At 38.6% G+C, this 25,067-nt stretch carries 21 protein-coding genes and 1 pseudogene; 1 reads left to right on the forward strand and 21 read right to left on the reverse strand.

The features are described 5' to 3' along the window. Nucleotides 1–82: 82 nt before the first annotated feature. The 5 genes from J7E52_RS17680 to J7E52_RS17700 form a co-directional block, all read right to left on the reverse strand. Complete coding sequence (locus J7E52_RS17680) at nt 83–1,696, reverse strand: response regulator (RefSeq protein WP_214749306.1); 1,614 nt, start codon at nt 1,694–1,696, stop codon at nt 83–85. After that, the gene (locus tag J7E52_RS17685) at nt 1,662–3,533 is read right to left on the reverse strand and encodes a cache domain-containing sensor histidine kinase (RefSeq protein WP_214749309.1); all 1,872 of its coding nucleotides are present in this window, start codon (nt 3,531–3,533) and stop codon (nt 1,662–1,664) included. The genes J7E52_RS17680 and J7E52_RS17685 overlap by 35 nt, the downstream gene beginning before the upstream one ends. Beyond that, nucleotides 3,523–4,560, reverse strand: coding sequence for an autoinducer 2 ABC transporter substrate-binding protein (locus J7E52_RS17690; RefSeq protein WP_214749312.1), 1,038 nt, complete (start codon nt 4,558–4,560; stop codon nt 3,523–3,525). The genes J7E52_RS17685 and J7E52_RS17690 overlap by 11 nt, the downstream gene beginning before the upstream one ends. A gap of 1,027 nt (nt 4,561–5,587) precedes the next feature. Then, the gene (gene rhaA, locus J7E52_RS17695) at nt 5,588–6,841 is read right to left on the reverse strand and encodes an L-rhamnose isomerase (RefSeq protein ID WP_214749315.1); all 1,254 of its coding nucleotides are present in this window, start codon (nt 6,839–6,841) and stop codon (nt 5,588–5,590) included. Nucleotides 6,842–7,185: 344 nt separating this feature from the next. Next, complete coding sequence (locus J7E52_RS17700; RefSeq protein ID WP_214749318.1) at nt 7,186–9,255, reverse strand: bifunctional aldolase/short-chain dehydrogenase; 2,070 nt, start codon at nt 9,253–9,255, stop codon at nt 7,186–7,188. Nucleotides 9,256–10,022: 767 nt separating this feature from the next. Between J7E52_RS17700 and J7E52_RS17705 the strand changes: the two genes are divergently transcribed. Next, nucleotides 10,023–10,781, forward strand: coding sequence for a GTP cyclohydrolase II (locus J7E52_RS17705; protein ID WP_214749321.1), 759 nt, complete (start codon nt 10,023–10,025; stop codon nt 10,779–10,781). Nucleotides 10,782–11,624: 843 nt separating this feature from the next. Here J7E52_RS17705 and J7E52_RS17710 read toward each other — a convergent pair. The 16 genes and pseudogenes from J7E52_RS17710 to J7E52_RS17785 all read right to left on the reverse strand — a co-directional run bounded on the left by J7E52_RS17710 (nt 11,625) and on the right by J7E52_RS17785 (nt 25,054). Beyond that, entirely contained in the window at nt 11,625–11,852 is a 228-nt protein-coding gene (locus J7E52_RS17710) for a hypothetical protein (RefSeq protein WP_214749756.1), read from the reverse strand. 421 nt (nt 11,853–12,273) lie between these two features. Further along, nucleotides 12,274–13,287 (reverse strand): bifunctional metallophosphatase/5'-nucleotidase, encoded by a 1,014-nt coding sequence (locus J7E52_RS17715; protein ID WP_286197852.1) that lies wholly within the window; start codon nt 13,285–13,287, stop codon nt 12,274–12,276. Nucleotides 13,288–13,331: 44 nt separating this feature from the next. Further along, nucleotides 13,332–13,559 (reverse strand): twin-arginine translocase TatA/TatE family subunit, encoded by a 228-nt coding sequence (gene tatA, locus J7E52_RS17720; RefSeq protein WP_214749324.1) that lies wholly within the window; start codon nt 13,557–13,559, stop codon nt 13,332–13,334. Between the two features lie 44 nt (nt 13,560–13,603). Next, nucleotides 13,604–15,151, reverse strand: a complete 1,548-nt coding sequence (locus J7E52_RS17725; protein WP_286197853.1) for an alkaline phosphatase PhoX — start codon at nt 15,149–15,151, stop codon at nt 13,604–13,606. 1,475 nt (nt 15,152–16,626) lie between these two features. Then, nucleotides 16,627–17,610 (reverse strand): tRNA dihydrouridine synthase, encoded by a 984-nt coding sequence (locus J7E52_RS17730; protein WP_214749724.1) that lies wholly within the window; start codon nt 17,608–17,610, stop codon nt 16,627–16,629. 583 nt (nt 17,611–18,193) lie between these two features. After that, nucleotides 18,194–18,973: a sulfite exporter TauE/SafE family protein gene (locus J7E52_RS17735; protein WP_214749327.1), complete on the reverse strand. Its 780-nt coding sequence runs from the start codon at nt 18,971–18,973 to the stop codon at nt 18,194–18,196. A gap of 52 nt (nt 18,974–19,025) precedes the next feature. Continuing rightward, nucleotides 19,026–19,253 carry a sulfurtransferase TusA family protein gene (locus tag J7E52_RS17740; RefSeq protein ID WP_214749330.1) on the reverse strand — a complete coding sequence of 76 codons (228 nt, stop codon included), beginning with the start codon at nt 19,251–19,253 and terminating at the stop codon, nt 19,026–19,028. A 41-nt stretch (nt 19,254–19,294) separates the two neighbouring features. After that, the gene (locus J7E52_RS17745; RefSeq protein WP_214749333.1) at nt 19,295–20,422 is read right to left on the reverse strand and encodes an MBL fold metallo-hydrolase; all 1,128 of its coding nucleotides are present in this window, start codon (nt 20,420–20,422) and stop codon (nt 19,295–19,297) included. 283 nt (nt 20,423–20,705) lie between these two features. Then, the gene (locus J7E52_RS17750; RefSeq protein ID WP_214749336.1) at nt 20,706–21,278 is read right to left on the reverse strand and encodes a sulfurtransferase TusA family protein; all 573 of its coding nucleotides are present in this window, start codon (nt 21,276–21,278) and stop codon (nt 20,706–20,708) included. Nucleotides 21,279–21,325: 47 nt separating this feature from the next. Further along, a complete protein-coding gene (locus J7E52_RS17755; protein WP_214749339.1) occupies nt 21,326–21,586 on the reverse strand; it encodes a rhodanese-like domain-containing protein in 261 nt (86 codons plus the stop codon). A gap of 48 nt (nt 21,587–21,634) precedes the next feature. Beyond that, nucleotides 21,635–22,003 (reverse strand): rhodanese-like domain-containing protein, encoded by a 369-nt coding sequence (locus J7E52_RS17760; protein WP_214749342.1) that lies wholly within the window; start codon nt 22,001–22,003, stop codon nt 21,635–21,637. 27 nt (nt 22,004–22,030) lie between these two features. Beyond that, the gene (locus J7E52_RS17765) at nt 22,031–22,510 is read right to left on the reverse strand and encodes a DsrE/DsrF/DrsH-like family protein (protein WP_214749345.1); all 480 of its coding nucleotides are present in this window, start codon (nt 22,508–22,510) and stop codon (nt 22,031–22,033) included. A gap of 85 nt (nt 22,511–22,595) precedes the next feature. Continuing rightward, nucleotides 22,596–22,901 (reverse strand): monooxygenase, encoded by a 306-nt coding sequence (locus J7E52_RS17770; RefSeq protein WP_214749348.1) that lies wholly within the window; start codon nt 22,899–22,901, stop codon nt 22,596–22,598. Between the two features lie 39 nt (nt 22,902–22,940). Continuing rightward, complete coding sequence (locus J7E52_RS17775) at nt 22,941–23,201, reverse strand: metal-sensitive transcriptional regulator (RefSeq protein WP_214749351.1); 261 nt, start codon at nt 23,199–23,201, stop codon at nt 22,941–22,943. Nucleotides 23,202–23,688: 487 nt separating this feature from the next. Next, nucleotides 23,689–24,089, reverse strand: a pseudogene (locus J7E52_RS17780) (YybH family protein). Nucleotides 24,090–24,247: 158 nt separating this feature from the next. After that, nucleotides 24,248–25,054, reverse strand: coding sequence for a sugar phosphate isomerase/epimerase family protein (locus tag J7E52_RS17785; RefSeq protein ID WP_214749354.1), 807 nt, complete (start codon nt 25,052–25,054; stop codon nt 24,248–24,250). Nucleotides 25,055–25,067: the final 13 nt, after the last annotated feature.

Consider the following 25,067-nt stretch of genomic DNA (forward strand, 5'->3'; position numbering starts at 1 on the left):
TAGGTGATAATATTCGGGTAGGGGGGATTTTCTTCGGGACATTTTCCATGGAGGCAAAAAAAAAGCCCCGGAATGGAAGCTTCTACTCTTTCACAATACACTCATGAGTATCTCTATATTGAGACGGCAGTTGTCCTGTCCATTGCTTAAACAGCCGACTAAAATATTTGGTATCTTGATAGCCTACTTTTGAAGCAATATCGTAAATCTTTAAATCTGTATGACTTAATAATTCCTTCGCCACTTTTAACCGTTCATTTGTTACATAGTCAAGCACGGTTTCACCTGTCTGATTTTTAAAATACTCACAAAAATAGGTTGAATTTAAATGGACATGATTGGCGATTTTTTTTATTGTGATGTTATCGCCTATATGTTTTAGAATCCATTCTTTTGCCAGGCGAATAGGATCTGTTTGGTCATTTTGAAATGCTGCTTGCTTTTTTAACATATTCATGACCCATCGCTCCATCTCCTTTTTCAAATGATTAAAATGAGAAGAATCCTCAGCGATGCTAAATGCTTCCTCAAGTAATAGCGGAAGCTCTTTAAAACCATCACTTTTAATCCATCTATTTATAATTCTAATAGACAAATAACGAACCGATTCTTGTATTACGAAAGGGGACGTGACATCTTTCAATTCGTTAAAAAATTGCATGAGAGCACGAATGGCAGCTTCTTCTCCATGCTCCATCGCCTCCACTGTCTCTTCTGCCCATTTATAGATGGATGGCGGCACTTCGATCACTTTATTATAGGATACATGTTTAAGCATTTCAGTTCTGAAAATTTTATTGCCTCCTTGTATCATTCGATATTGCAAGGTAGATCGTAATTCATCTTTAATATTTACTAAAAGGGTAAGGTCATTAAACTCATTCCCAAGGGCAATAGAAACCGTAAAAGGGGTTTGCCGTTGGACAGTTGTTTTTAATGTTATACATAATTGCTCCAAAGCTGTAGGGGTAGTATCCTTAATCAATAACCAACTGGCATGTAGACTATCTTTCCACATCCAATGCGTTGAATGATCATCTAGTAAATCTTTTATCAGCTTTTTTATAACATCATTCCATCCCCCCCAATCTTCTGGTGAAAAACTTTGGGTTTTGGCAGATGTTTGATCGATTCCGATATGGATCAGGGAATAGGTTCCTTCTGGAAATTGTCGTGTCCATTCAAGTAATGATAAGTCCAATGAATCTTTCCACGTTATTTCCATCAGCAATTGAAGCTGCTTTTCATGGGTTGATATCAAGGCTCTTTCTTCTATTTCTCCTATCTTCTCCCTTTCCTTTCGCGCCTCAATTACTTTTTCCTGCACATTCTTCAATTGCAGTTTAAACTTTTCTCGATCAATCGGTTTCAATATATAATCAACAGCACCTTCCCTTAGGGCAGTCTGTACATAGAGAAAATCATCATACCCGCTTATAATGAATGGAAATAGCGTTGGTTTAGTTTTTTTCAACTGTTGAATTAACGTTAAACCGTCCATGACTGGCATTTGTACATCTGTTATTAATACATCAACTGCTTCTACATGATTGATAATTGCATCGTAGGCCTCTTGGCCATCGGAGTATACACCTACAACCTGCCACTCATCCCCACAAGATTGTACTAGTCTTTCAATGCCTCTTCTTATCCTTGGTTCATCATCTACTATGACCGTCTTGACCCTTTGTATCATCTCTGCTCTTCTCCTCTCCTTGAACGTACATGCTTACTTGTTGCGCATTTATTTTGGGAAGCCGTATAATCACAGTCGTTCCCTTTCCGTATTCGCTATTAATTTGAAGGTTATATTGTTCCCCGAACATCATGCCAATTCTTGCATTTACATTGATAATCCCAAAGCCAGAGTCTCGTTTCATCATTGGATCCAAACGTAACTTTTCATTTAATTCAATTAATTTGTTTACTGTTATCCCCGGTCCGTTATCACTGACTATCAGCAAAAGATCTTCCTCACCTGTCTGAGTTTCCTCTTCAGAAATATGTATTTGAATGTCTATTTCCTTTCTTTTTTCCAGTCCATATTTAATGGAATTTTCAACGATTGGCTGTAAAACAAACTTGGGTATATAATAATTAACCGTATCTGTCCCTTTTTCTATCATAAAATGCAAACGATCTTCAAAACGGAATTGTTGGATGCTTAAATAATCCTCTATGTGCTGAACTTCACTGTTTATAGGAACCAAGCTTTCTTTATTACTGATTGAAAAGCGCATCATTCTGCCAAGCAGAGTCACCATCTTCACGACTTCCTCGCTCTCTCCTTCTTCCACAGCCATGCCTATGGTTTCCAGCGTATTATACATAAAGTGAGGATTTATTTGAGATTGAAGGGCGTATAATTCAGCTGTTTTTTTTCGCAGTTCAATGTGGTAGTTTTTTTGAATCAGCTCTCTTATCTCTGCAAGCATTGATCGAAAACTGTTCGCAAGCATCCCGACTTCATCCTTGGAATGTATGGGTATATCTACTAATAAATCACCTTTTTCCACTCGCTTCATGATATCTCCTAATTCGTTTAGTGGACGTGTAACGGTCCAGGCAAAAAAGATAGAGATCAATGTAGTAATGAGTGTGAAAATGATAAAAAAGAAAATTGTTACATTTCTGATAACATCCGTTTTTTCCGTCATGTTTTTGATTGGCATGCTATGAACCAGTACCCATGGCAGCTCATTTGATTCACTTATACTGATTAAATTCCGCTTTCCATCGATTTCAGTACGAAAACTACCATTCAGTAATGGGTAATCATGTATCCCTTTTTCCACAGAACCAATTTTTGAATGATCCTTATGATAAATTATCTTCCCCTGCTTATTCATAATCCACATCGTAACATTCTCTTCCTTCTGCAAATCCTGAAGAGATTGCTCAAAAAAGGCTACATCGATGGCTATATAGAGCGTTCCTAGATTTTTTCTATTATCGAAATCAGTAATTGGTTTGACCAGCATAAAATAGGAGGGATCCCCTTCAAACGTTAAATTAGTCTGATTAGGAAGGAGCAACTGCATCTCGCCTAACAATCCTAGGTCATCTGCATATGGCAAGGAACCATCTTCAAACCCAAAACTGTCATAATGCAGACTTGTACTGGCAAATGTACGATTCTTGGAAACAAGAAACGCCCCCAAAATATGAGATGTATTGTTATTTAAATAGGTCCTTGTCAAATAACTCTTCATGATATATTCATCGTGTAGCAAAACAGATTTTTTTTTTGATTGGCTGTCTCTTAAAATAGCCATAACATCACCGGAATTATAAATTAAATCAGGTAAGGTCTCTAGTTTTTGAATGTCATTTTCAATGTTGCCATTTACCTGTTTGACAAGACGGGGAATATATTCTCCTACTTCTTCTTCTATTGATTTTGTGTATTGCCAGTATGCAATGAACCCGAGGAAGGCCATTGGTAGAACCGTTAATAATGTATAGGTTGTAACTAGTTTTGTCGTTAAACGAAAGTTTTTTATCTGGATCCGCTTTTTCCCTTTAAAAATCATACTGGTTCACATTTCCCTTTGTAAAATCGAGGGGCTCTCCCATAATGACCATATCACCGTTGAATTTAATCGTACCTATGTTTTTAATGTTCTGTCCCTCATAAGGAATTTCATCATTCAATAAGTTGTTTGCTAGGCTAACAGTCAAGTAGCCCAACTTTTGTGGACTCCATAACGTAATGGTCTGGGCAGCCCCTTCCTGTAAATACTCATTCATTAAATTAGGAGTCGATGTACCAACTACGGCAACCTTGCCGATTTTCCCTGCATCTTTCACAGCCTGAGCCGCAGCAGGAGGGTTAACCGTTGAAATACCAATAATTCCTTTTAGGTCTGGGTATTTTTTAAATAAATTTTTTGTTACCTTATACGCTTTATGAATATCTTCGTTTGTATATTCCACTTCAACTAGTTTCATAGTTGGATAATATTCTTTTTGTTGGATTTGAATCCAATCAATCCATGTATTAAGATTGGCAGCGGTAGGAGATCCCGTCATAATCGCAAACTCCCCTTTTTCTTCCATTTCCAATGCGAGAGTATCCATTACATGCCTGCCGATTATCTCAGGATCTATCATGTTCACAAAAAAGCTTCTGTATGATGCATTAGTATCAGAATCCCAGGTGATCACCTCGATTCCTTTACGCTTTGCTTTTTGCAGCACCCTTCCTAATTTATATGGATCATTTGCAGATACCGCAATTACGTCCACTTTTTTTTCAATTAATTTTGTTATAATCTCTTCCTGCTTTTCAGAGCTGGGGGTAGGTGGACCTATATATAAGACCTTAACCCCTAAGTCCTTTCCCGCCTCCAACGCCCCCTCTTCTACCGCGTTAAAATAAGGAATTCCGTCAATTTTAGGTATAACAGCTATCGTATACGGATCTTTTTTATTCTCAACAGGTTTTGTAGTGACGTCGATACTTTCTTCATCATTGTAAATAATCTCGTATTCTGAAGAATGATCACAGCCGCTTAGTATAAATAAAAACAAAATAAAAAAGATGGGCATCCTTAACATGATTAGCTACCTTCTTTCTTAAATTCTAAACATTAGCACGTATCATAGATACGGTAATAAGGAATGATTTAATAAATGCTTTTCTCATCCGGTTACGTTCACCGCTGCTTCTTTCTAAGAAAACGGTTTCATAAATAATAGAACTTACCGGGAGTACAACATTACTTTCTTTACTAAAATAGGAAACCTTTATATACTTTCAGGTTTCCCTACAATTATTGTCTGGCTATGACCTTCTCTGTTATGATCAGCTACTAACTTAAACGAAAAGTGGAATGGAAACTGGAAAAATCGCATTTTAGCATCAAGAGTGGAGGCCTTTCTCTTTCTCTTCTATATGTTTTAAAAATACCACTATTGTACATTTGAACCCCATCATTTTTCCTTTTTATTATTGATTTTTACTGTTTTTGAAAGGTTTGTCAATTCAAATTTTACAAATATTTTTAAAATTCAAATAATATTTTTATATAGTTTCACTTGCTCATAGTGTTTCAGTTTTCGTTGTATTGGAAAATTAGAAATCAGTCTACGTTATTACATTTTCTTTATCCTCTTTGTATAGTGCTTTTATTTTAAACTGTAAATTGATGCCTTCAATTCAGATTCTCACGATTTAGAAAAGGTTACCAAAACGACTCTTCCTCATTCCTCAATCTAATTTTTATCTCATTAAATCAATATGGTGTACTAAATCTCATTCCGGATATTACATTTCTAAAACAAATTGACTAGCTTTCAAGTCTATTCATTAACGTGCAATCAAAAAAATAAAATATACCCAAAGAGAGACCTGTGTAATAGATCGTTATAGGTATATTTTATAAAGGAATTACCTTTCTTAAAGGTTTTCCTTTTAACTATATTAATTTTCTATTTTAAATCAAAAATCTTTTTTCTTTTACCCCATCCCTCGGTTATACTTTGGAATTTCCAGACCATTCACTCGGGACGAATCGATAGACCCCATATTAATTCAGTGGGATTAGTCGCTCATCGGTTTGCCGATTCAGGATAACCCGTTAATTTAACGTTTTGCTAACACATCCCGTTCATAATCTTTTACTTGCATCAGCCATCTCTCCTTCACCGGCACATTCATCTGCTCACAGTAATAATCCCAAATTGCACCAAATGGATAAGTTTTAAATTCCTCCATTAATGCCAGGCGCTCTGTAAAATCACCTTTTTCTTGTAACTCTTTCAAATGATCGTTCGGTACAAGTAAGGCATATAAGAGGGCTTTAATCATATTACGCGTACCAATCGTCCAGGCAGCAACACGGTTTATGCTGGCATCAAAGAAATCAAGACCAATGATCACCTGGTTTAATGCATCATTACGAACAATTTCAAGTGCAATTTCACGAAGCTCATCGTCTAAAATTACGACGTGGTCACTGTCCCACCGAACCGGTCGCGAAACATGAAGTGCTAGTTTATCACTGTATAATAGCATCGAAGAAATCTTGTTCGATACAGTTTCAGTCGGATGATAATGACCTGTATCCACTAAGCAAATCTTGTTATTTTTCAGTGCGTAGCCAAGATAGAATTCATGCGATCCTACGACATATGACTCGGAGCCGAGACCGAATACTTTACTTTCCACTGCATCCCAATTACATGATTCATCCACTTCTGCTGTAAAAATTCGATCAAGGGATTCTTTTAATCTCTTTCTCGGTGTCAAACGGTCGCTTGGAATATCTTTGTAGCCGTCTGGAATCCATATATTTGTTAAGCAGGGCTTGCCTAGCTCACGGCCAAAGTACTCTCCGATTTTTCGGCTGGCGATGCAATGATCAACCCAGAATTCACGAATTTCTTCATTTGGATGAGAAAGTGTCAAGCCGTCTGCTGCTTTTTCATGGGAAAATAGTGTCGGGTTAAAATCCAAACCAAGACCGTTTTCTTTAGCCCAATTCAACCAGTTTTCGAAGTGCTTTGGCTCAAGCTGATCGCGTTCGACTGCTTCTCCATTTGTTTCCGCATAAATGGCATGCAAATTGACCCGATGTTTCCCCGGAATAAGAGATAGCGCTTTTTCAAGATCCATGCGTAGCTCTTCCGGCGTAGTGGCTTTTCCTGGATAATTTCCCGTTACATCTATACCGCCCGATAATTCACTTTTGTTCACTTCAAATCCACCAATATCATCACCCTGCCAGCAATGAACCGAAATGGGCACTTTTTTCAGTGTATCGAGTGCCGCATCAACATCAATTCCCCAATTCGCATACGCTTGTTTCGCTGCTTCGTACTGTTCTTTAATTGTCATATCGTCCCATCCTTTTTAACGGATTGAATTTATTACTCCACGATTCCTACTACCTTTTCCTAATCACATACTCTTCATTTTTCATGATGTGTAGGACAAGCTTTATCTATTACCATCCGATTGAACAACACCGTTTTCTACCACTAATGATATAATCCTGGTGCAAGTTTCAGATTTCTTTTTACAAACAAACGATCGATGGGAACGGATTCCGTCTTTCACTATAAATCCCTACTCAGGCGTTAATTTTCTTTCATTTTTGGATAGATTGATTTCGCCAATGATAAACTCTCCATTTAAGCAACAATATCCTTCAAGCATGATGGAAAACAGGCAAAACCTATTCAGCGATTAAAAGCTCCAGGTACACCGCCGTCTACTGTGACCATGCACCCCGTTGTTTTGTCTGCTTTTGATGAAGCGAAAAACGCTATGGACTCAGCAATGTCCTCCGGGAATATATTCACCAGCAATGTGGTGCGTTTTTTGTAGTGATCTTCAAGCTGGTCTGGCTCTATTCCGTATGCAGCGGCACGCTCTTGACGCCAACCCGATCCCCAAATGGAAGATCCCTGTAATACGGCGTCTGGCAAAACAGAGTTAACACGGATTCCGAACTCCCCGCCTTCCACAGCAATACAACGTGCAAGATGTGTTTCAAGTGCTTTGACTGAACTGTAAGCAGAAGCATTTTTTCCAGCGTAAACAGAGTTTTTCGATCCGACAAATACCATATTTCCACCTGTACCCTGTCGTTTCATTTGCTTAAAAGCTTCACGCGCTACAAGGAAATAACCTGTCCCCAGTACATTCATGTTTAGGTTCCATTCTTTTAAGGTTGTTTCATCAAACGGACTGGATGTGGCAAGGCCAGCATTGTTGACGATAATATCAATTCCGCCAAATGTAAGAGCTGATTTCTCAAAAGCAGTCTGTACCTGTTCTTCACTGGTGACATCCATTTGAAAAGCTGCAGCGCGTTTTTCCCCGTATTTTTTATTGATTTCATCCACAACTTTTTCTGCACCTTCAATATTTAAATCAGCTAGAACTACATGGGCACCTTCAGAAACTAAACGCCGTGCTGTTGCGCTTCCAATACCGCCCGCACCGCCTGTAATGAAGGCTACTTTGCGTGAGAACTCCGCTTCCGCCGGGGAAAGAGACAATTTATAAAGCTCAAGTGGCCAGTATTCAACGTTGTATGATTCATTTTCACTGAGAGAAACGAACTCGCCAAGTGCTGTTGCCCCTTTCATAACCGCAATCGCACGATGATAAAGTGCTCCGCTCACGTTTGCCATAGTAACGTTTCTTCCTGTGTTGACCATTCCGACACCTGGAATCAAAATAACTCGGGGTGGCGCCTCAAACATCACATCGCCTTCGTTTTTATTGCGCTCGAAGTATTGCTTATATTCTTCCTTATATTGTTGAATACCCGTTTTTACTTTTTCAACCAAGGATTCTGTCCGTTCATTTTGAGGATCCCAATTAATGTAAAGCGGCTTCATTTTAGTATGTACTAGGTGATCCGGGCAAGCGGCACCGACTTGTGATAAGGTTGCCGCATTTTTGCTATTCAAAAATTGCAGAACATCATCAGCATCATCAAAAGTTAAAAGCATTTTTTTCTCTTCGCCCACAGCACCGCGGATAACCGGCATAACCGAAGCAAGTACCTTTTTGCGCTCTTCTTCAGATAAAGAGTCATATGCCTGTCCACCAAATGCATCTTCTTCATGCTGGCGGCTGTTAATAAACTCTTCTGCTTCCGTAATTATCGAAATTGTTTTTTCATAGGCTTCTTTCGATGTTTCACCCCAAGTAACCAACCCGTGTTTTTCCATTAAAACAAGCTCTGCTTGCGGGTTATTTTTAACACCTTCTGAGATCATTTTAGACAAAGTGAAACCAGGGCGCTCATATGGTACCCAGACAAAACGATCACCGAAAATTTCATTGGCGACTTCTTTTCCATTGTCTGCACAGCAAAGACTAATAATTGCGTCCGGATGTGTATGGTCAACATGTTTAAAGGGAAGGAAGGCATGAAGTAAAGTTTCAATCGACATACGTGGATGCTTACTGTCGATCATGCAGTGTGACAAATATTCAACCATATCTGCATCGGGCATTGCATCACGCTCGATTAACGGGTGAATATCCGCTAGATTCAAACCTGTGAAATTGCCCGCTTTCATTGTCGCAAGGTCGGAACCGCTTCCTTTTACCCACATGACTTCAATTTCCCGGCCACGAAAATCCTTTTCCATTGTTTTCATGGATGTATTGCCGCCGCCCCAGTTGCAAACGGCTCGATCCGTACCGATTAAATTAGACCGATATACCAGTTCTTCTAATCCAGATGTTACTTTTGACGCTTCTTTATCATTCCATAAATTTTCAACCATTTTGTTTTACCCCCGTTTATTTTTATTTATGTTTGTTTTATTGTATAACACATTTGTTTTCTTTTGAAGAGGTTTTTTAATTATTACCAATTTTTCGAAAACAATGAAAGTGGTTGAGCGTAAAAGACCAAGGATGTATCCTCCATTTTCGACAATCAAACTCATTCTGCAAAGTAAAATCATCTTATAAATCACGATTTAGATGAAATTTGTAAAATAAACGTAAGCACAACAAATGACCATGATTGAAAAGACCATGTCTCCCTTTCCATCTAAGTAGAAGACTGACCGATGCAAAACTTCCCAAAGACATCGCAGGACATTTCCTTCCGGAAGCAAAAAAACATCATTTTCCGGGGTAAACAGGCAGCTGAAGACAAATGTTTTTAACAGAATACCATCGATGCAATAATGCCTCTACATTAGGGAAATCTTTTTTTGTTGAATTTGAGAGATACAGTGTTTTTAGTGGGGAATTCCATCTAAAAAATCGGTGCGATGGGTACAATCTACAGCTTTGCGTTATTGAGGTGTATGAGTTATTTTTCAAGTTGACAAGAAATAGACAGGGGTTTTAACTCCAATGTAGAGGATAACCTTTTGCTCTTTTCTCTCTCTTTAGTTAAATTTGGAGCTTTTGTTTAAAAACAAAGATTCACAAAAGAGTGATTGGGTACAATATGAACAGATCTATAAAGTATAAATGGTCCAAAATAATATTTTGCCAAACAGTAAACTAAATATTTTGAAGCATCAGGAGGAAGTAAATGATTAATGAAAAAGTGGCTTTGATATTAGAAGATAAAATTAACGTTATTAAAAGTGATGAAACATCCATTTATTTAGTCGGCCCCATCAAATTACCTGTTAACTTAGACGGCGAAACAATTATATTCCAATGGTATTGCTGGTTACGATGTGAGAATATGGCAGGTCATTTTTGTGGTGACGGCACTTATAATATAGAAAAGATCATTGAAACTTTAGCCTCTTCCAACTTAGCGGAAATGCAGCAATCAAGTGTGTTACTGTATGGAGATTTTCAAAGCTCCTCCGATGCCCTTATCCGGATGCATAGTATTTGCCATACTGGGGATATATTTGGCAGCAAACGATGTGATTGTGGCTTTCAATTAAAGCAGGCTATGAAAATGATTGCAACTCAAGGATCCGGTGCTTTATTTTATTTAGCGAATCACGAAGGAAGAGGCATCGGATTATTTAGTAAAGCCATGGCTTATGTTCTGCAAGAAAAAGGATTGGATACGGTGGAAGCGAATTTAGAGCTTGGATTTATGGATGATGCACGTAACTATGATGACGCCATTCGAGTGTTAAAAAACCTGCGTTCTAACCCAGTGACCCTTATCACCAACAATCCGAGAAAATTAGAAGCCCTTCAAAACTCAGGTGCCAATGTTGCAGGCAGAGTTCCGTTATGGGGAGATATTTCCGAGTTTAATGAAAAATATTTAAAAACTAAAGTGGTACGTTCCGGTCATTTAAAAGATATTAAAAATGATTGACTGATTGGTTTTATAGGAAATTGGTTATACCCCTGAATAGGTTTATACGATTGTTTCCGAATTTTCGGAATATTCGTGGGAACCACAAGAATCATTGAATGTATTATCCTGTAAATAATCTTTAAAAAATCATTTGTCATGGAAATCAAATGTGTTATTAAAAGATTATTTGATAAAAAAGTAAGAAAGGATTTTTCGATTCGACTATTCCATAAAGACATATTCAATACTGAGTTTCTCACAATGTCATTCAATTCTATCGCAGATTTTTGGATGAATTAAAAAAAAGAGGGAATATCCCCCCTCTTTCTATAATATTATATGTGGTTATATACCCTATGTCCACATAGCTACAAGTTTGATGACCTTCCCTTCCTTATTTGCTTATGCTGCTCTATTCGTTTTGCATAACACAATCATTCTTCCCGATGATATGGTCAATCAGCATAACAATTATTGTAACCGCAGCGACAATAGATATTATCCATTCCTAATGGATTACCGATAAGATACCAGATAGTTGTCGTATTACTGCAAAGAGCATTCCCAATACTGCTCCTAGGACACTGCTAAAACGCGGGAAATAATTCATCAAAACAACAATGACGGCTAGAATGGTTCTTAATGCAATAGCAAAGAAGACCATGCTTAGTATATCTGGAGCAAAGCTCGCAAATTGAATGGGAATCAGCCCTATAACAATTGAGGCAGTCCTGGCAAATCGCAGTGATTTCTTGTCATTAATTCTTAATTAAAAATTGGATTATAGAAATCTTTTAATAGAAGAGCAGCTGGAGTTAAATAACCATAAAAATCCTTAATGTATTTCCTAACCCTTCTCAATTAATCTTGGATTTTTCCATTAATGACAACACACTTCCCATTTGTATGTTGCTTTATCATCCTTCCATCCTTAATGTATACAGTGTAAGTATTATTGACTTTAGCATCTAATCTTGCTAGGTCTCCCGTTCTTGCTATGATATTTTTGACAGCTTCCCTCTTCAGATTATTCATGACTTGCTTTTTCCATTGTTCCCGTTTGTTTTTTTGTTTATTTTCATCAACCATCAGGATCACATCCTTCTTGTTTGATTTATGTCTTCTCCGATAATAGTGTATTATTTTTTTATCATCTTGTTACCCTTATGCTTTTCCTTATTAAGTTCTTTTTTTTATTTTATAATGGTGATTTAAGTAAAACCCTTCGCTCAACTCAATGGCATAAAAATGCTAGTTTCCTAACAATCCTTTTTTATAAATAAGTTGTGGAATTAAGCTAAACGGCAAAGATAAAATCTACACTAAGCTCGACGCTCTTCAGAGAAAATGGCGGGAAATGAGCAAAAATAAAAAGGCCGCCAGTCAGTTTAGTTTTCACCAACATTCTGGACAACCCCTTCCATTCTTACTACATAATTAATAAAGAAACGACAAAGCGAATAACCTCGCATTGTCCATACCTCATAGCATTATGAAGACTTCATTTGAATTATTGCGCTTTCAACTCTGCACGATAATCGTCTATAATCGCTTGTATCTCCGGATCTGCCGGAACATTTGTGACGTCGTAGAGGAATCCATCGGATTCGACCAAAGTCATTTTGCCGTCAACGACTTCAAAAGTCAAATTCAGGCGGCCCAAATAATTTTCTTGTTCTCCGCCAGCTTGAGTAATTGGCACCATCACCTCTCCATTGAATTCGTATTCTGGAGTTGTGATGACCTTGTGTGTATCTGCACCGATTACAGCCGAAACTCCGGGAACCTGGGCCAGCTTATGGTCTTCAGGGTTTCCGGCATGCGAAAGGACAATGTTAATGTCCGACTTTTCACTCAATTCAGGAAGCAACGCATTCAACGCTTCAACCGGTTCGATGAAATCGAGGTCTGCAACATCATTCCAACCGCGGATTTCCGGCTTCATCGAAGTAAGGCCGATCATGCCGATTTTAACGCCAGTGAAAGTAAAACTCTTCCAAGGCTTGACATTCTGTATGTATTTTCCTGATTCTCTGTCTATGACATTACCAGTAAGAATGGGGAAATTCACGTTGCGGTGGTAATTCTTTAACTGTTCGTAACGGCTGTCAGGTGTGCCCTCTCCGGCAGGGTAAACGCGGAAGTCATTGTTTCCAAGAGCCATCGCGTCATAATCCAAAGCTTTCAAAAGAGACGTCTCCAACTCTCCTTGACCCGCCTGAAACTCGCCGCGCAGGAATACATCCCCGCCATCGACGAGAAGCACATTCTCCTCTTCATTGCGCACATTTTCAATGATGGTGGCATACTTCGCAATAGAATTGTGATGGAGGGTTCCATTATCCAGCGTGACGACGTCATCCAAATGACCATGAAAGTCATTCGTCTGGAGAATGGTGAGTTCAAACTCCTCTCCCTCCTTGAGCTTTTCCTCCGCATCTGCCGTAACAGGCAGTGCGACAAAAGCAGCGGCCATCGCCAGCGAAAAGCCGCCCGTCAATAACATTTTTCTCATTTTACTCATACTATTTCCTCCAAGCAATTACTCTACTATTGTAAAAAAGGTATTTAGTTTCCAGTCTTTTCGGATTTCTCTAGTGCTACTAGTTTAGTTTTTTCTTCAGAGTTAGATTTTTCTTCTTTGTCATTGCTGATCAAATCATTTGTTGCTTTTTTAAATTCATTTAAAGTCTTTCCAAAAGCACTTCCGATTTCCGGTAATTTAGAAGGGCCAAAAATGATTAACGCAATGACTAGAATGAGAATTAGGCCAGGGATGCCGATGCTAGATAACAAACGTCTCACCTCCTTGAACCATGATGATTTGTTCGTATCATTATTTATAAAATTGGCATACCATGACGCTCTAAAGCTGCTGCTTCTAATATAGACATGCCTTGTTCTTCTGCGAATGCAGTAATTTTATCCGAAACAACAGGAGCAAGACTAGCTGGCGGTAGAGCCTGGTTCATAGCTCGTCTACGGGAAGAATTTCTGCGTGCAAATGGTCCCCATATCGCAAACGTGATACCTGGTGTTTGCATATTTACAAAGAAAGTATTTCCATCTGGAGAAAATGTAGGGCCAGCAAATTCAGAACCGTTCATCATATTTTCAGCGAAAGTATAAATATTTCCTTCAGGAGTTAATCCGACAATACGATCATTACCGCCACCATCTTCGGCAATCCAAAGATCTCCCCAAGGAGTGATTGTAATGTTATCTGGTGCTTCTAATTCATTTTTATCAGTAGACTCATAGAATAGTTCTAAGGTGTTTGTCGCTGGCGTGTAGCGATAAACGCGGCCAAGGCGTGCTGAACCAGCACTTGTATCATCAAACCATAAAGTACCTTCTGAAAAATAAGCCCCTTCTAAGCGGCTAAACTGAATACAGCCTTTATCCTTAGCATCTTGCTGAGCGATTTCAGGGTTTAATTTTTTCCAAACAATCCCGAATTTTTGTCTAGTACTAAATTGACTTGCAGCTGCAGCTGGTAATTCATCAATCGCTGCTGCTTCAAGTGTACCGCCCTTTTGCAGAGAACCTAGCTTTTGACTTCGGTCATGTGGTGTAAAACGGTACAAGAAGCTTGGACTTGCGTCTTCGGTTAAATACCAAATTCCTGTTGAAGGGTCAACATGCCCAGCTTCATGGGAGAAATAACCCATATCACGGATCGGTGTTCTTGACATTTCGCTTTCAGGATCAAGCGGATTTACTTCAAATACAAAGCCATGTCCCATATCACGAGTTTCTTCCATTGTTAACCAAGTACCCCAAGTCGTAGCTCCACCCGCACAGTTACGGATTGTGCCTGAACTTGATACATACTGATCAATGACATTGTTATTTTGTCCAACGATTAATGTGGTTGTGCCGCCGGCAGCACCAGCGCTCCAAGGTTTTTTTCCGTTTACAGGGTAATCTGAATTTGTCCCATTTTCATGGTTTCTTACAAGAATGGTAGTACCCTTCTCCCCTTTAAAGGCAGCCATTCCATCGTGAGCAGAAGGGACAAGGTCACCATTAGGCATAGTATCACCAGTTCGTGAAAGCATTTTGTAATGAAATCCCCTTGGCAGATCAAGAACTCCATTTGGATCTTTTACTAGTGGGCCATATCCACCAAATCCACTTGTTGGATTGCTGGATTTCGCTGCAAATCCGTTTGTAGCTCCCGCAAGAGAAAATAACCCCGTTGAACCAAGTGTTAATGCTAAAGTACTCATTCCGCCAACTTTTAAGAAATTACGTCTGTTTAAACCGCTATTGCTAGATTTCATCAACATTACCTCCAAAAAATCTTTTTGAGGGATGCTATATTTCTTATAGCAAACTCTACCTTCAAAATTAACAGACCTTTTTAAATGCTCTGTTAATCCCATGTGATTTTATTCCTTCGCATGAAAAATAAACCAAAAGTCACGGTTTACCCGAAAAATAATGGGGGTTAATACCACATTTGTAACATGCAGAGGGTGGAATTTGATGGTATGAGTCAAAAGCGGAGAAAAAATAAGGATTTTGTCATAAAAAGACGGATTCAGATTATTAAATCTTATTAATAGTTTGTAAATATAAGAGATACACTATGACAAACTAGTTAACCCAATTATTGCCCAAATCTAATGAATTTTGGAGAGAGGAACCGGCTAAAGACATGCTTAACATTAGAACTCTTCACACCCTACTCCATCTCAACCTGGAGGTTATTCAATGTCTGTTAAAAAAGCAGGTAAAGTATCGTCATTTCGGATTAATGCCGGGATTGATAATCTAACTGGGAAACGAAAACAAAATTATCGAGTGGTTTTAAAACGAAGCGCAAAGTTATAGAAGATTAACATTAGTATCAGGTTTAATTGCTAAAAGGCCAGAAACAAAAACCTTTTTTCGGAGTTTGTATTTTTGTAATTGGGAAAAAGGTGCTCTGGTGATTCGGTTACTGTGGAGGTTTTAAATAATTTAATATAGGAACTTCGGGATCGTACGAATGAATACGCAAAGGGTAAAATTGGTTATTTGATGCTTATGACCAATTGCTCTTGTTACTATTTTTAATTCCTGAAGAAAAATTTTTAGTGAAGAAAAAATTGAAGTATCAATAGGGGATATTGAGCATGAAGAATAACCAAAAGAATTAATTGGGAAGAAAGAGTTAGTATAATATACAATAGTGCGTGGTTTCAAATATCTATGTAGTAAGAAGTAATTCTTCCAGGAAAATTACTTCCTTTATTATTTTTGTAAGTTTTAAAAATAAAATAAATGCCCTTCTCTAATCAGAAGGGCAACTATTAATTATATGGATAGTCCAAAAAAACTTAGCAATAGTCGATGTCATGACTAGAAAGTACTGATGAAAAAGCAGCAGAACACTTTTATAACCTGTTTAAAATATAAAATTTAAAAAATGTGAGTAAAGTAATATCGGGAATCTTAGTACAACTACCTCTTTTTTTCAATTTAAGATTTTCGCCACCAATTCACCTGTATTACTTCAAATAATATCCTGGTACAACGAAAAAACTTTGATAAAATAAGGGGTACCAAGGCTTTGTTAAAGATAAATTATTAGCCTACAAGTAAAAAACTCAGCTAAAATGGCGTCTTAAATGAAATATTGCTAACGGAATCAGGTGATACTGGTTCCGTTAGTTTTTTGTAAAATCATCAACACCCCTTGTGTTGTCATTTCAGTCCATAATAGAACAAACATATAAAGCAAAAATTGGCGGGAATGCGTCCGGTTCAATAACGCCTTCACACCAGCCAATTAACTGCTTAGTATAAACTCTAACTTTTTGGGGGCACACCAGTTTAACATCCTATTTCGCTTTTACCTTGAATTGGTACACTTCTACTGTTCCACCATTCCATCAAGATTCTTTGAACCAAAGTTATCGAGCAATGCACGCACTTCATCTGTTGACTCTGTGCTCATTAATTGATTTCTTAATTCACTTGCCCCTCTAAACCCACGGACATATATCTTAAAAAAGCGATGAAGAGCCTTGAACGGACGTAGCTCTAATTTTGAATATTTATCATGGAGATCCAGATGCAACCTTAAGAGATCAAGCAATTCCTCACTACTATGATCTTTCGGCTGCTTTTCAAAGGCAAATGGATTATTAAAAATACCACGCCCAATCATAACCCCATCAATACCGTATTGATGAGCGAGCTTTAAGCCAGTTTGACGGTCAGGGATATCCCCATTGATCGTCAAGAGTGTATCTGGTGCCACCTGGTCACGAAGTTTCTTAATCTCCGGGATTAGTTCCCAATGAGCATCTACTTTGCTCATTTCCTTTCTTGTACGCAGATGAATGGAAAGATTAACAATGTCTTGATTCAATATATGTGTTAGCCAGTCGTGCCATTCGTCTACATCCGTGTAACCAAGCCTTGTCTTTACACTTACGGGCAATCCTCCTGCTTTTGCTGCTTGTATTAATTCTGCCGCAACTTCTGGACGACGGATAAGGCCACTTCCCTTCCCATTCTGTGCCACATTAGGTACAGGACAGCCCATATTGATATCCACACCCCGATAGCCTAGTTTCGCCATACCAATACTCATTTGCCGAAAGTATTCAGGCTTATCCCCCCATATATGGGCTACAATTGGTTGTTCATCCTCTGTAAAAGTCAAACGCCCACGCACACTATGGATGCCCTCTGGGTGACAATAACTCTCCGAGTTTGTAAACTCTGTAAAAAACACATCAGGTCTGGCTGCATCACTCACTACATGGCGAAAAACAACATCCGTCACATCTTCCATTGGTGCCAGTATAAAAAAAGGTCGTGGTAAATCACGCCAAAAGTTATCTATCATATTCAAATTCAAATCCTCTCATTATGGGGTACCAGGCCAACCCCTTATCCCAAAATTAAAAAGCAAAATGTCCCTGCTTCTTTTACACTTATACCATGCTTAAACACTTTTTATCAAACTGATTGGAAATGTTTATTTTCACGAAATCGGGGTTTGTATCGGAAATGTTTATTTTAACTTAACAATCTCTGTACAACAACCAAAATATCTCCTGCTGAAATCCACCCCATCAACCAGCATTCCACTGTTCGAGTTAAAATAAAGTTTTGCTAAAAAAGACTGAAAAGAAAATTGGAAGAACACTGGATTGACAAGGAATTAAAAGGAAAAAGAACCCGAAATCGCAAAAGTATTTTTTAACGAAGTCAGGGTCGGACTGGCAAATGTTTATTTTAACTAGCAAGAGCGTTTTTTAATTAGACATCTTCAATTCCAAATCCGTCACGACTTCTACATGTCTAGAGTGTTTGTGGCAACACATGGGGTGCTCGGGAGATAATTTTTGATTAATAAATCATCCTGATAAATATTCTTAAACCGCTGCAATGCGCCCCTCCCTGTCAAGGTCAAGCCAGAAAGTACCTCAAGACATGATCCCCACCCAGGTTTTCACAGCCGTCGCTAAAATCAATAGAGCCAGTATGACTTGCAGGACTTTTACATTCATTTTTTTACCGGCCATCGCCCCAAGCGGAGATGCCATTAAACTGGCAACAACCATGATTAATGCCGGATAGTAATCAACTTGTCCCGTTGAGATTTTCCCTGCGGTTGCACCAATGGATGAAATGAAAGTGATGGCTAATGAAGATGCAATCGTCACCCTGGTTGGAATTCTTAAAACGATAAGCATGATCGGAACTAATAGAAAGCCTCCTCCGGCGCCGACTATACCGGCACCTAAACCAACGATTAAGGCAAGGACGGCCGCAAGCCATTTGTTGAAGGTAACTTGATCCAAAGGAATGTCATCTATCCCTTTCTTCGGTATGAACATCATGATAGCCGCTATCAACGCCAAAACGCCATAGACGATATTTACTCCGTTTTCCGACATCGACCGTGATCCAAAACTTCCAACTACGCTTCCGATTAACACACTGATCCCCATATAGAGAATAAGCGTTTTATTTAAATGTCCGCTCTTACGATAGCTCCATATACCTCCGATGGAAGCGAACAAGACTTGTACAGCACTTATACCTGTCACATCATGTGCACTAAATGCCGCTAAACCGAAGATTGTGGGAATGAACAGCAGCATTGGATAATTTATTATCGAACCTCCGATACCGAGCATTCCAGAAACGTATGAACCTATAAAACCAATCAAAAAGATGGTAATGATAAAGGTGATATCCATTTGTAAGTGCCTCCCTTAAAAGAAGGGAACCCTAATGGTTCCCTTCTCTTTATCAGCCTTTTCTAATCCAAAATTTCAGTATATCATTTTCTTCTGCCGTTTCCACCAGTTCATGGCCACTGGAACTAGACCAAGCAGCTAAGTCGGCTTTAGCTCCTTTATCGGTTACATGTATTTCCAGCACTTGCCCGGTTTGCAAATCATTCATCGCTTTTCTCGTTTTAACGATCGGCATAGGACATGCAAGTCCCTTAGCATCTAACACTTTATCTGAATTCATATTTCATTCCTCCTATTTTCTCGGCTTCTATTTTTTCAGTATTAACGTACCGCACAACGATTTGGTCCGATTTCCATTTCGCGCTGTTTTTCATCATCAGGCTCGATTTTCCCCATATTGGTTTCGCGAATTTCTTGATAAGCGTTTGGCTGAGGCGGTAAATTCCCTGTTACCAGCTTTCTGAATTCCGTTTCATCTTCAATGTTCAATCCATGATTGTCAGCAAACAGCGCTCCCAACTTTTTAGCGACACTTCCGTCTTCGTTCAATTCATCGATGATCATGAAATGTGATGGCAAAACGATTAACTCGTCTGATAATTCCCTATAACGTGTATACAGTGTTTCTCTCAAGTCCCCTACCCAATCCTCAGCCAATCCAGCTAGGTCCGGCCTGCCAATGGAATCGATGAATAGTATATCCCCGCTTAGCAAGTATTTTCGATCGACCACAAATGAAGTGGATCCAATGGTATGGCCCGGGGAGTATAATGCTAGGATTTCAATCGCTGTTTGACCGATCGTTATCACATTACCGCTTTCTAATGGCTCATATGGAAAAGTTACTTCAGCCGCATCTTTTGGCGGCAGCCAGTAAGCTGCATTCGTTACTTCCGCTATTCGTCTTCCTCCTGAAATATGATCGGCATGCAGGTGCGTATCCAGTACATGTTTAATTTCCACTCCGATACCATCGGCGAAATCAAGATAGGCATCAATCATTCTTGTAGAATCTATAACTGAAGCTTCACCATTGGAAACGACCATGTAAGATAAACAGCCTTTACCTAGTCGAACAAATTGGTAAACTTCGCCGCCGTTGGTCAATTCGCCGATTTTCACTGGTTGCAAATGTTCACTCCATGCTTTCATGCCGCCCTTTAAATAAGAAACATCCAATCCAGCTTCAGATAGCATTTCAGCTACCATAACAGATGAGCCTTCCTTTGCACATACTAAAAGGATTTCTTTATTGGCCGGGATTTGATCGAGGATTTCTTCCACACCATCCAGTAGATCAAAGTATGGGATATTAAGGAATCCAAAATTCTTTCCTTCAATTTTCCAATCCTTAAAGTCACTTTCATTTCGAACATCCAAAATAAATAAGTCGTTTTTATTGATTACTTTCTTTGAAACCTCAGCGGCTGTCATTTGCTTAAACGCCATCTTTATATACCCCCTATGGTAATATATTTTTCAAAAATTTTTACCTTCATTGAAAGGTTAATGTAACATCAGCACCTTTAACGAACTCCAATAATGTGCCAGCTCCACCTACTATAGTAACTATTTCTAGAAAAGAGGGAACATTAGCCTTTTAAAGCCTTCGGCAGAGTGCTCTTTACCTTAAGGCAGTGAAAGTTGTCCTTTCGCTTCTTTATGATTTAAGTTCAAGCTAAAGAAAATCGCTACTTCTTGATTTGTTGCTGCTCACATTTAATAGTCACTTTTATTCATTCACGGATTTTTGTGAAGGACCGTTCCATTGGCTCATGCCGGGTACAACATCGAATACCTCTTTAAATCCGGCCGCAGTCAGTTTTCGTGCAGCAAGATCACTTCGGCTACCTGTACGGCAAATCACGAAAATCTTTGAATCTTTATCAAGTTCACCCATACGTTGTTCCAATTCATCCATTGGAAGGGATCTTGCTGCTGGAATATGATTAAAAGCGTACTCTGCAGATTCTCGTACATCCAGGATGATCGTATTTCGATTTTCTTCCATTAGTAGAAGAAGTTCTTCATTTGAAATGATTTTTTCATGCTTCTTCACTGCTGTTTCTTCTCCGCTTGCTTTCCGAAGATAATGTTTTAGTGTGCTTCCTTCTTCAACCGTGCCCAAATATTGATGACCCGAACTTTCCGCCCATGCTTTCATATCGGCTGTCGACCCTTTATCAGTCGCTTGAACTTCAAGAACTTCCCCCGCTTCCAGGCCATTCATGGCTTTTTTCGTTTTTACGATCGGCATTGGACAAGCTAAACCTTTAGCATCCAAAACGGAATTTGTTTTAATCATTATATTTCCTCCTTGTTTCCTTTATAGGGATGGGGGTATATTCAGATTTATTCTGTGGGACCTTCCCATTCATTCATACCACCCATCATGTTCAACACATTATATCCATGATCCTCAAGTAACTGTGCGGCTCTTGAACTTCTGCCCCCTGACCGGCAGACGATGATATATTCTTTTGATTTATCCAGATCCTGCATTCTAAATTCCAATAGCCCCAACGGGATATTCAAAGCATTTGGTATTTTTCCTGCCTTTACTTCCTCCACCTCCCGCACATCAATTATGTGGACTGGCGAGTTTCCCTTCAATTATGCACTCACTTCATTTGGTAATATTTCTTTCATATGATCTTCCTTTTATTGGCGCCAAGAATTCATGCCGCCTTTTACGTTGGTGACTTCTTTAAATCCTAATTTTTTCAATGCTTTACTTGCATTACTGCTCCTCATCCCGCTTTGGCAGATCACAACCACTTCTTTATCTTTTGTAAGTTCGTGTGCCCTTTTGCCAAGTTCGCTTAAAGGTATATTTTTAAAGTCCTTAATATGATTGCCCCTATATTCATTAGGAGTACGGACATCAATGAATTGCTTACTTCCTTTGTTATTCAGTTCAGCTTTTAACTCAGCCACTGTTATATTTTTTATCCCCTTGGCCGGAATAAATCGCTTATATAAAAACCAAACGACGAAACCCAATATGATGAGATTAAATAAAGTTCCCATTTGAACTCATCCCTCCCTTACCCATATTTATATAAATAAGTTTACATTTCCATCCTCTGCTTCAGCTAAATAAGCTGCAACACCTGCATACTCAATTCCATCCATTAATTCCTCTTGCTGCAAGCCCAATAAATCCATTGTCATCGTACAGGCTATTAGTTTGATTTCCTGTTCTTGGGCCAACTCAATTAAATTTGGGAGTGACATGGCGTTATGTTTTTTCATCACATGTTTGATCATTTTAGGCCCCATCCCTGCAAAGTTCATGTTTGATAGGCCCATTTTATCAGAACCACGGGGCATCATTTTTGCAAACATTTTTTCAAGAAAACCTTTTTTTAATATAATCGGCTCATCCTTCCTTAAAGCATTCAATCCCCAGAATGTATGGAAGATGGTCACTTCATGATCGTAAGCCGCCGCCCCATTTGCAATGATATAAGCAGCCATTGCCTTATCATAATCACCACTAAATAATATGATCGTCGTTCTTTTCTTTTCAGTCATTTATGTTTCCCCCTTATTGCACTTCACTCATATACCCAACGGGGTATATAATATGTTAAAAAATATATGGAATAAGTTTCTCTTTTTATTTAATTGGTCCATGATTAATTGAAGTCAAAACTTCATTCACTTCGAATATTTTACCATTAACCTTCTCTATACCAAAACCTTTTAACCGAGCTGTGTGCATAGTCAAGTACCTACATGCGGATTCCTTCGTTTCAAACAGATAAATGCCGCCTGCTTCCTTTACCTCACTGTCCTCGGTCCAAATCTTCCAGATCACGCCTTCTTCATCATTAATGCTTTTTGCTAAATCAGTAAATTCTTTTACCATTTCGTGACCAAATAGTCCCTCCATTTTAAAATCCACTTGTAAAATATAAGACATGAATAACACTCCTTTTTCTACTAGTCAGGTCAAATTCTTTTACCTGCTTTTAATTAGTAACTCAACCGCTTCCTTGACTAGATGTTCAGTGCCTTCACCTTTCTCGACATTTTCCCGAACGCATTTCTCAAGATTGTCACTTACGATAACACCCATGGTCCTATCGATGGCATTACGTGCAGCCGATAACTGAGTGACGACTTCCCTGCAATCTTTTCCCTGCTCCATCATTCCAAGAACACCCTTGATTTGTCCTTCAATCCGCTTCAAGCGATTAATGCTATTTTTATCATACTCCATAATCCGCCCTCCCATCTATTTACAACAATCTCTATTCTCCTTTTCCGTTTAAGAAGTGCAGCCCAAGTTCACTTCCAGTTTAATAGAAGTTGAGATCTATGTTTTCATGTCGGATTTCATCATTAATAAGTCTCAAATAGGCATAATTAACATTATCTTGCTTATGATAATAAGCCCATAGTCAATAAAATCGCACTTTACTCGTGAGTTTAGGCACTTTACTCGTGAGTTTGCATGTTTTACTCGTAAGTTTAGGCATTTTACTCGTGAGTTTGTGCATTTTACTCGTGAGTTTGCACGTTTCACTCGTAAGTTTGTGTGTTCTACTCGTGAGATTGCAATTTACTCGTGAATTTGTGCGTTTTACTCGTGAGTTTGAGAGTTCTTAACTTGTGAGTTTATATTATACCTGCAGGGGTATGTTGTCAAGCCGTTTAATCTTCACTTTTTTAAATAAAAAGCCACCATATACGGCGGCTTTCACTAATTACTTCATTTCTTCAATTATTTCAGCACCATAAGAGTTGTCGATTATGCAGCGCCATGTACCGGCGGAATCCTTTTTAAATACATATGTCGCGGTTCTTTCCATGGAGAATTCGGAATCGTCCTTTTGATTGGCACTAAGCTGGGCTTTTGCCACAACCAATGCCGTATCACCCGTTTCGATTATTGCCATCTTATCTTGATTGACGATTAAACTATGATTAAAGTAATCAGCGATAGCAATGAATGCCCGACGATTTCCGCTTTCCCTTTTGCAAATGTTCCAGGTTTGACAACTAAAGTTGCATCCTCTGAATAGAACTCCATTAAATGTTCGAAATCCTCATTATTTATTGCCCTGTCCGCATTTTTTATTATTTGTTCCAGCTCATGATTTTGCATATCCACCATCCTATTCAACCTCTCGCATATGAGACCAGCCTTATACTAATTGTTATTCGACTGTCATGATGGGTATCCTGCTCATTAAGGGAAAAGAGTACGATTAATATCAGTTAAATAAAAGTTCTATTGATCTTCATCTAAAATACGCAAAGAAATCAATAGGTCAGTTGTTGTTTCCATTGTTCTAATGAGGCAAGCAAGTTAGGCATTCCTTCCTGACCAAAATACTCCAAAGAAACAAAGCCTGTATAATTCCACTTTCTCAATTCTTCGAGTAAGCGAATATTGTCAACATCCCCACTAAAAATGGGTGCTGGTTTGTTCTTATAACGCTCTTTATGATTGTAGTGATAATTTTTCAAATGTACATGGCTGACATGGGGGAAGATGGATTCCAATACCTCCTTCGGATTCAATTGATCAACGTATAAGTTAGCGCCATCGAAAATCAGTTTTATCCTTGGATGGTCAATATCTTCTAAAAGCTTATGAATGGCTTCGAGGTTATCAGCAAAGGAGTCATAGTGAATTTCTATTGCTACATCCACTCCATAGAGATCTGCCATTTGCCCTAATTTATTTAATTCGGTAGCCGTTTCCGACCATTGCTCTGGTGAGGCATTCCTTGATGCTATATGTCCTGCGAAAGTCCGTATTAATGGGCAGTTTAATTGATGAGCCATATCTAACAATTTTCTTGCTTGATTGATTTCGTTTTGATGTTCTTTTTGGTTCCAGAGTTTCGAAAAAGTCGTATATCCACTAATGGAAGGTATTTGTAAATCATTGTTTTCAAGTAATTTGGCTAATTTGTCCAGTGGTCCGTGCTTCTCCTGAAATCGCTCTATATGTTTATTCCATAATTCAAGTCCTTTAACATCCGCTTGCAATGGAAGCAGCCAATTTATTATTTCCTCTATGTCCCATTCTTTAAATCCTGTAGTGCATAAACTCAGTTTCAATGTAATTCCGCCT

It is taken from the genome of Bacillus sp. ISL-34, assembly GCF_018613325.1.
Taxonomy (GTDB): Bacteria; Bacillota; Bacilli; order Bacillales; family DSM-1321; genus Peribacillus.

Excerpts from the sequence above, each read along its gene's own strand:
- J7E52_RS17740 (WP_214749330.1), bottom strand. The coding sequence starts at position 19,253 with ATGAATTCAGATAAAGTGTTAGATGCTAAGGGACTTGCATGTCCTATG.
- J7E52_RS17725 (WP_286197853.1), bottom strand. The coding sequence starts at position 15,151 with ATGGGATTAACAGAGCATTTAAAAAGGTCTGTTAATTTTGAAGGTAGA.
- J7E52_RS17710 (WP_214749756.1), bottom strand. The coding sequence starts at position 11,852 with ATGGTTGATGAAAATAAACAAAAAAACAAACGGGAACAATGGAAAAAG.
- J7E52_RS17685 (WP_214749309.1), bottom strand. The coding sequence starts at position 3,533 with ATGATTTTTAAAGGGAAAAAGCGGATCCAGATAAAAAACTTTCGTTTA.
- J7E52_RS17775 (WP_214749351.1), bottom strand. The coding sequence starts at position 23,201 with ATGGAGTATGATAAAAATAGCATTAATCGCTTGAAGCGGATTGAAGGA.
- J7E52_RS17730 (WP_214749724.1), bottom strand. The coding sequence starts at position 17,610 with ATGATAGATAACTTTTGGCGTGATTTACCACGACCTTTTTTTATACTG.
- J7E52_RS17690 (WP_214749312.1), bottom strand. The coding sequence starts at position 4,560 with ATGTTAAGGATGCCCATCTTTTTTATTTTGTTTTTATTTATACTAAGC.
- J7E52_RS17765 (WP_214749345.1), bottom strand. The coding sequence starts at position 22,510 with ATGACTGAAAAGAAAAGAACGACGATCATATTATTTAGTGGTGATTAT.
- J7E52_RS17745 (WP_214749333.1), bottom strand. The coding sequence starts at position 20,422 with ATGGCGTTTAAGCAAATGACAGCCGCTGAGGTTTCAAAGAAAGTAATC.
- rhaA (WP_214749315.1), bottom strand. The coding sequence starts at position 6,841 with ATGACAATTAAAGAACAGTACGAAGCAGCGAAACAAGCGTATGCGAAT.
- J7E52_RS17700 (WP_214749318.1), bottom strand. The coding sequence starts at position 9,255 with ATGGTTGAAAATTTATGGAATGATAAAGAAGCGTCAAAAGTAACATCT.
- J7E52_RS17750 (WP_214749336.1), bottom strand. The coding sequence starts at position 21,278 with ATGATTAAAACAAATTCCGTTTTGGATGCTAAAGGTTTAGCTTGTCCA.
- J7E52_RS17680 (WP_214749306.1), bottom strand. The coding sequence starts at position 1,696 with ATGATACAAAGGGTCAAGACGGTCATAGTAGATGATGAACCAAGGATA.
- J7E52_RS17715 (WP_286197852.1), bottom strand. The coding sequence starts at position 13,287 with ATGAGTAAAATGAGAAAAATGTTATTGACGGGCGGCTTTTCGCTGGCG.
- J7E52_RS17770 (WP_214749348.1), bottom strand. The coding sequence starts at position 22,901 with ATGTCTTATATTTTACAAGTGGATTTTAAAATGGAGGGACTATTTGGT.
- J7E52_RS17760 (WP_214749342.1), bottom strand. The coding sequence starts at position 22,003 with ATGGGAACTTTATTTAATCTCATCATATTGGGTTTCGTCGTTTGGTTT.
- J7E52_RS17705 (WP_214749321.1), top strand. The coding sequence starts at position 10,023 with ATGATTAATGAAAAAGTGGCTTTGATATTAGAAGATAAAATTAACGTT.
- J7E52_RS17735 (WP_214749327.1), bottom strand. The coding sequence starts at position 18,973 with ATGGATATCACCTTTATCATTACCATCTTTTTGATTGGTTTTATAGGT.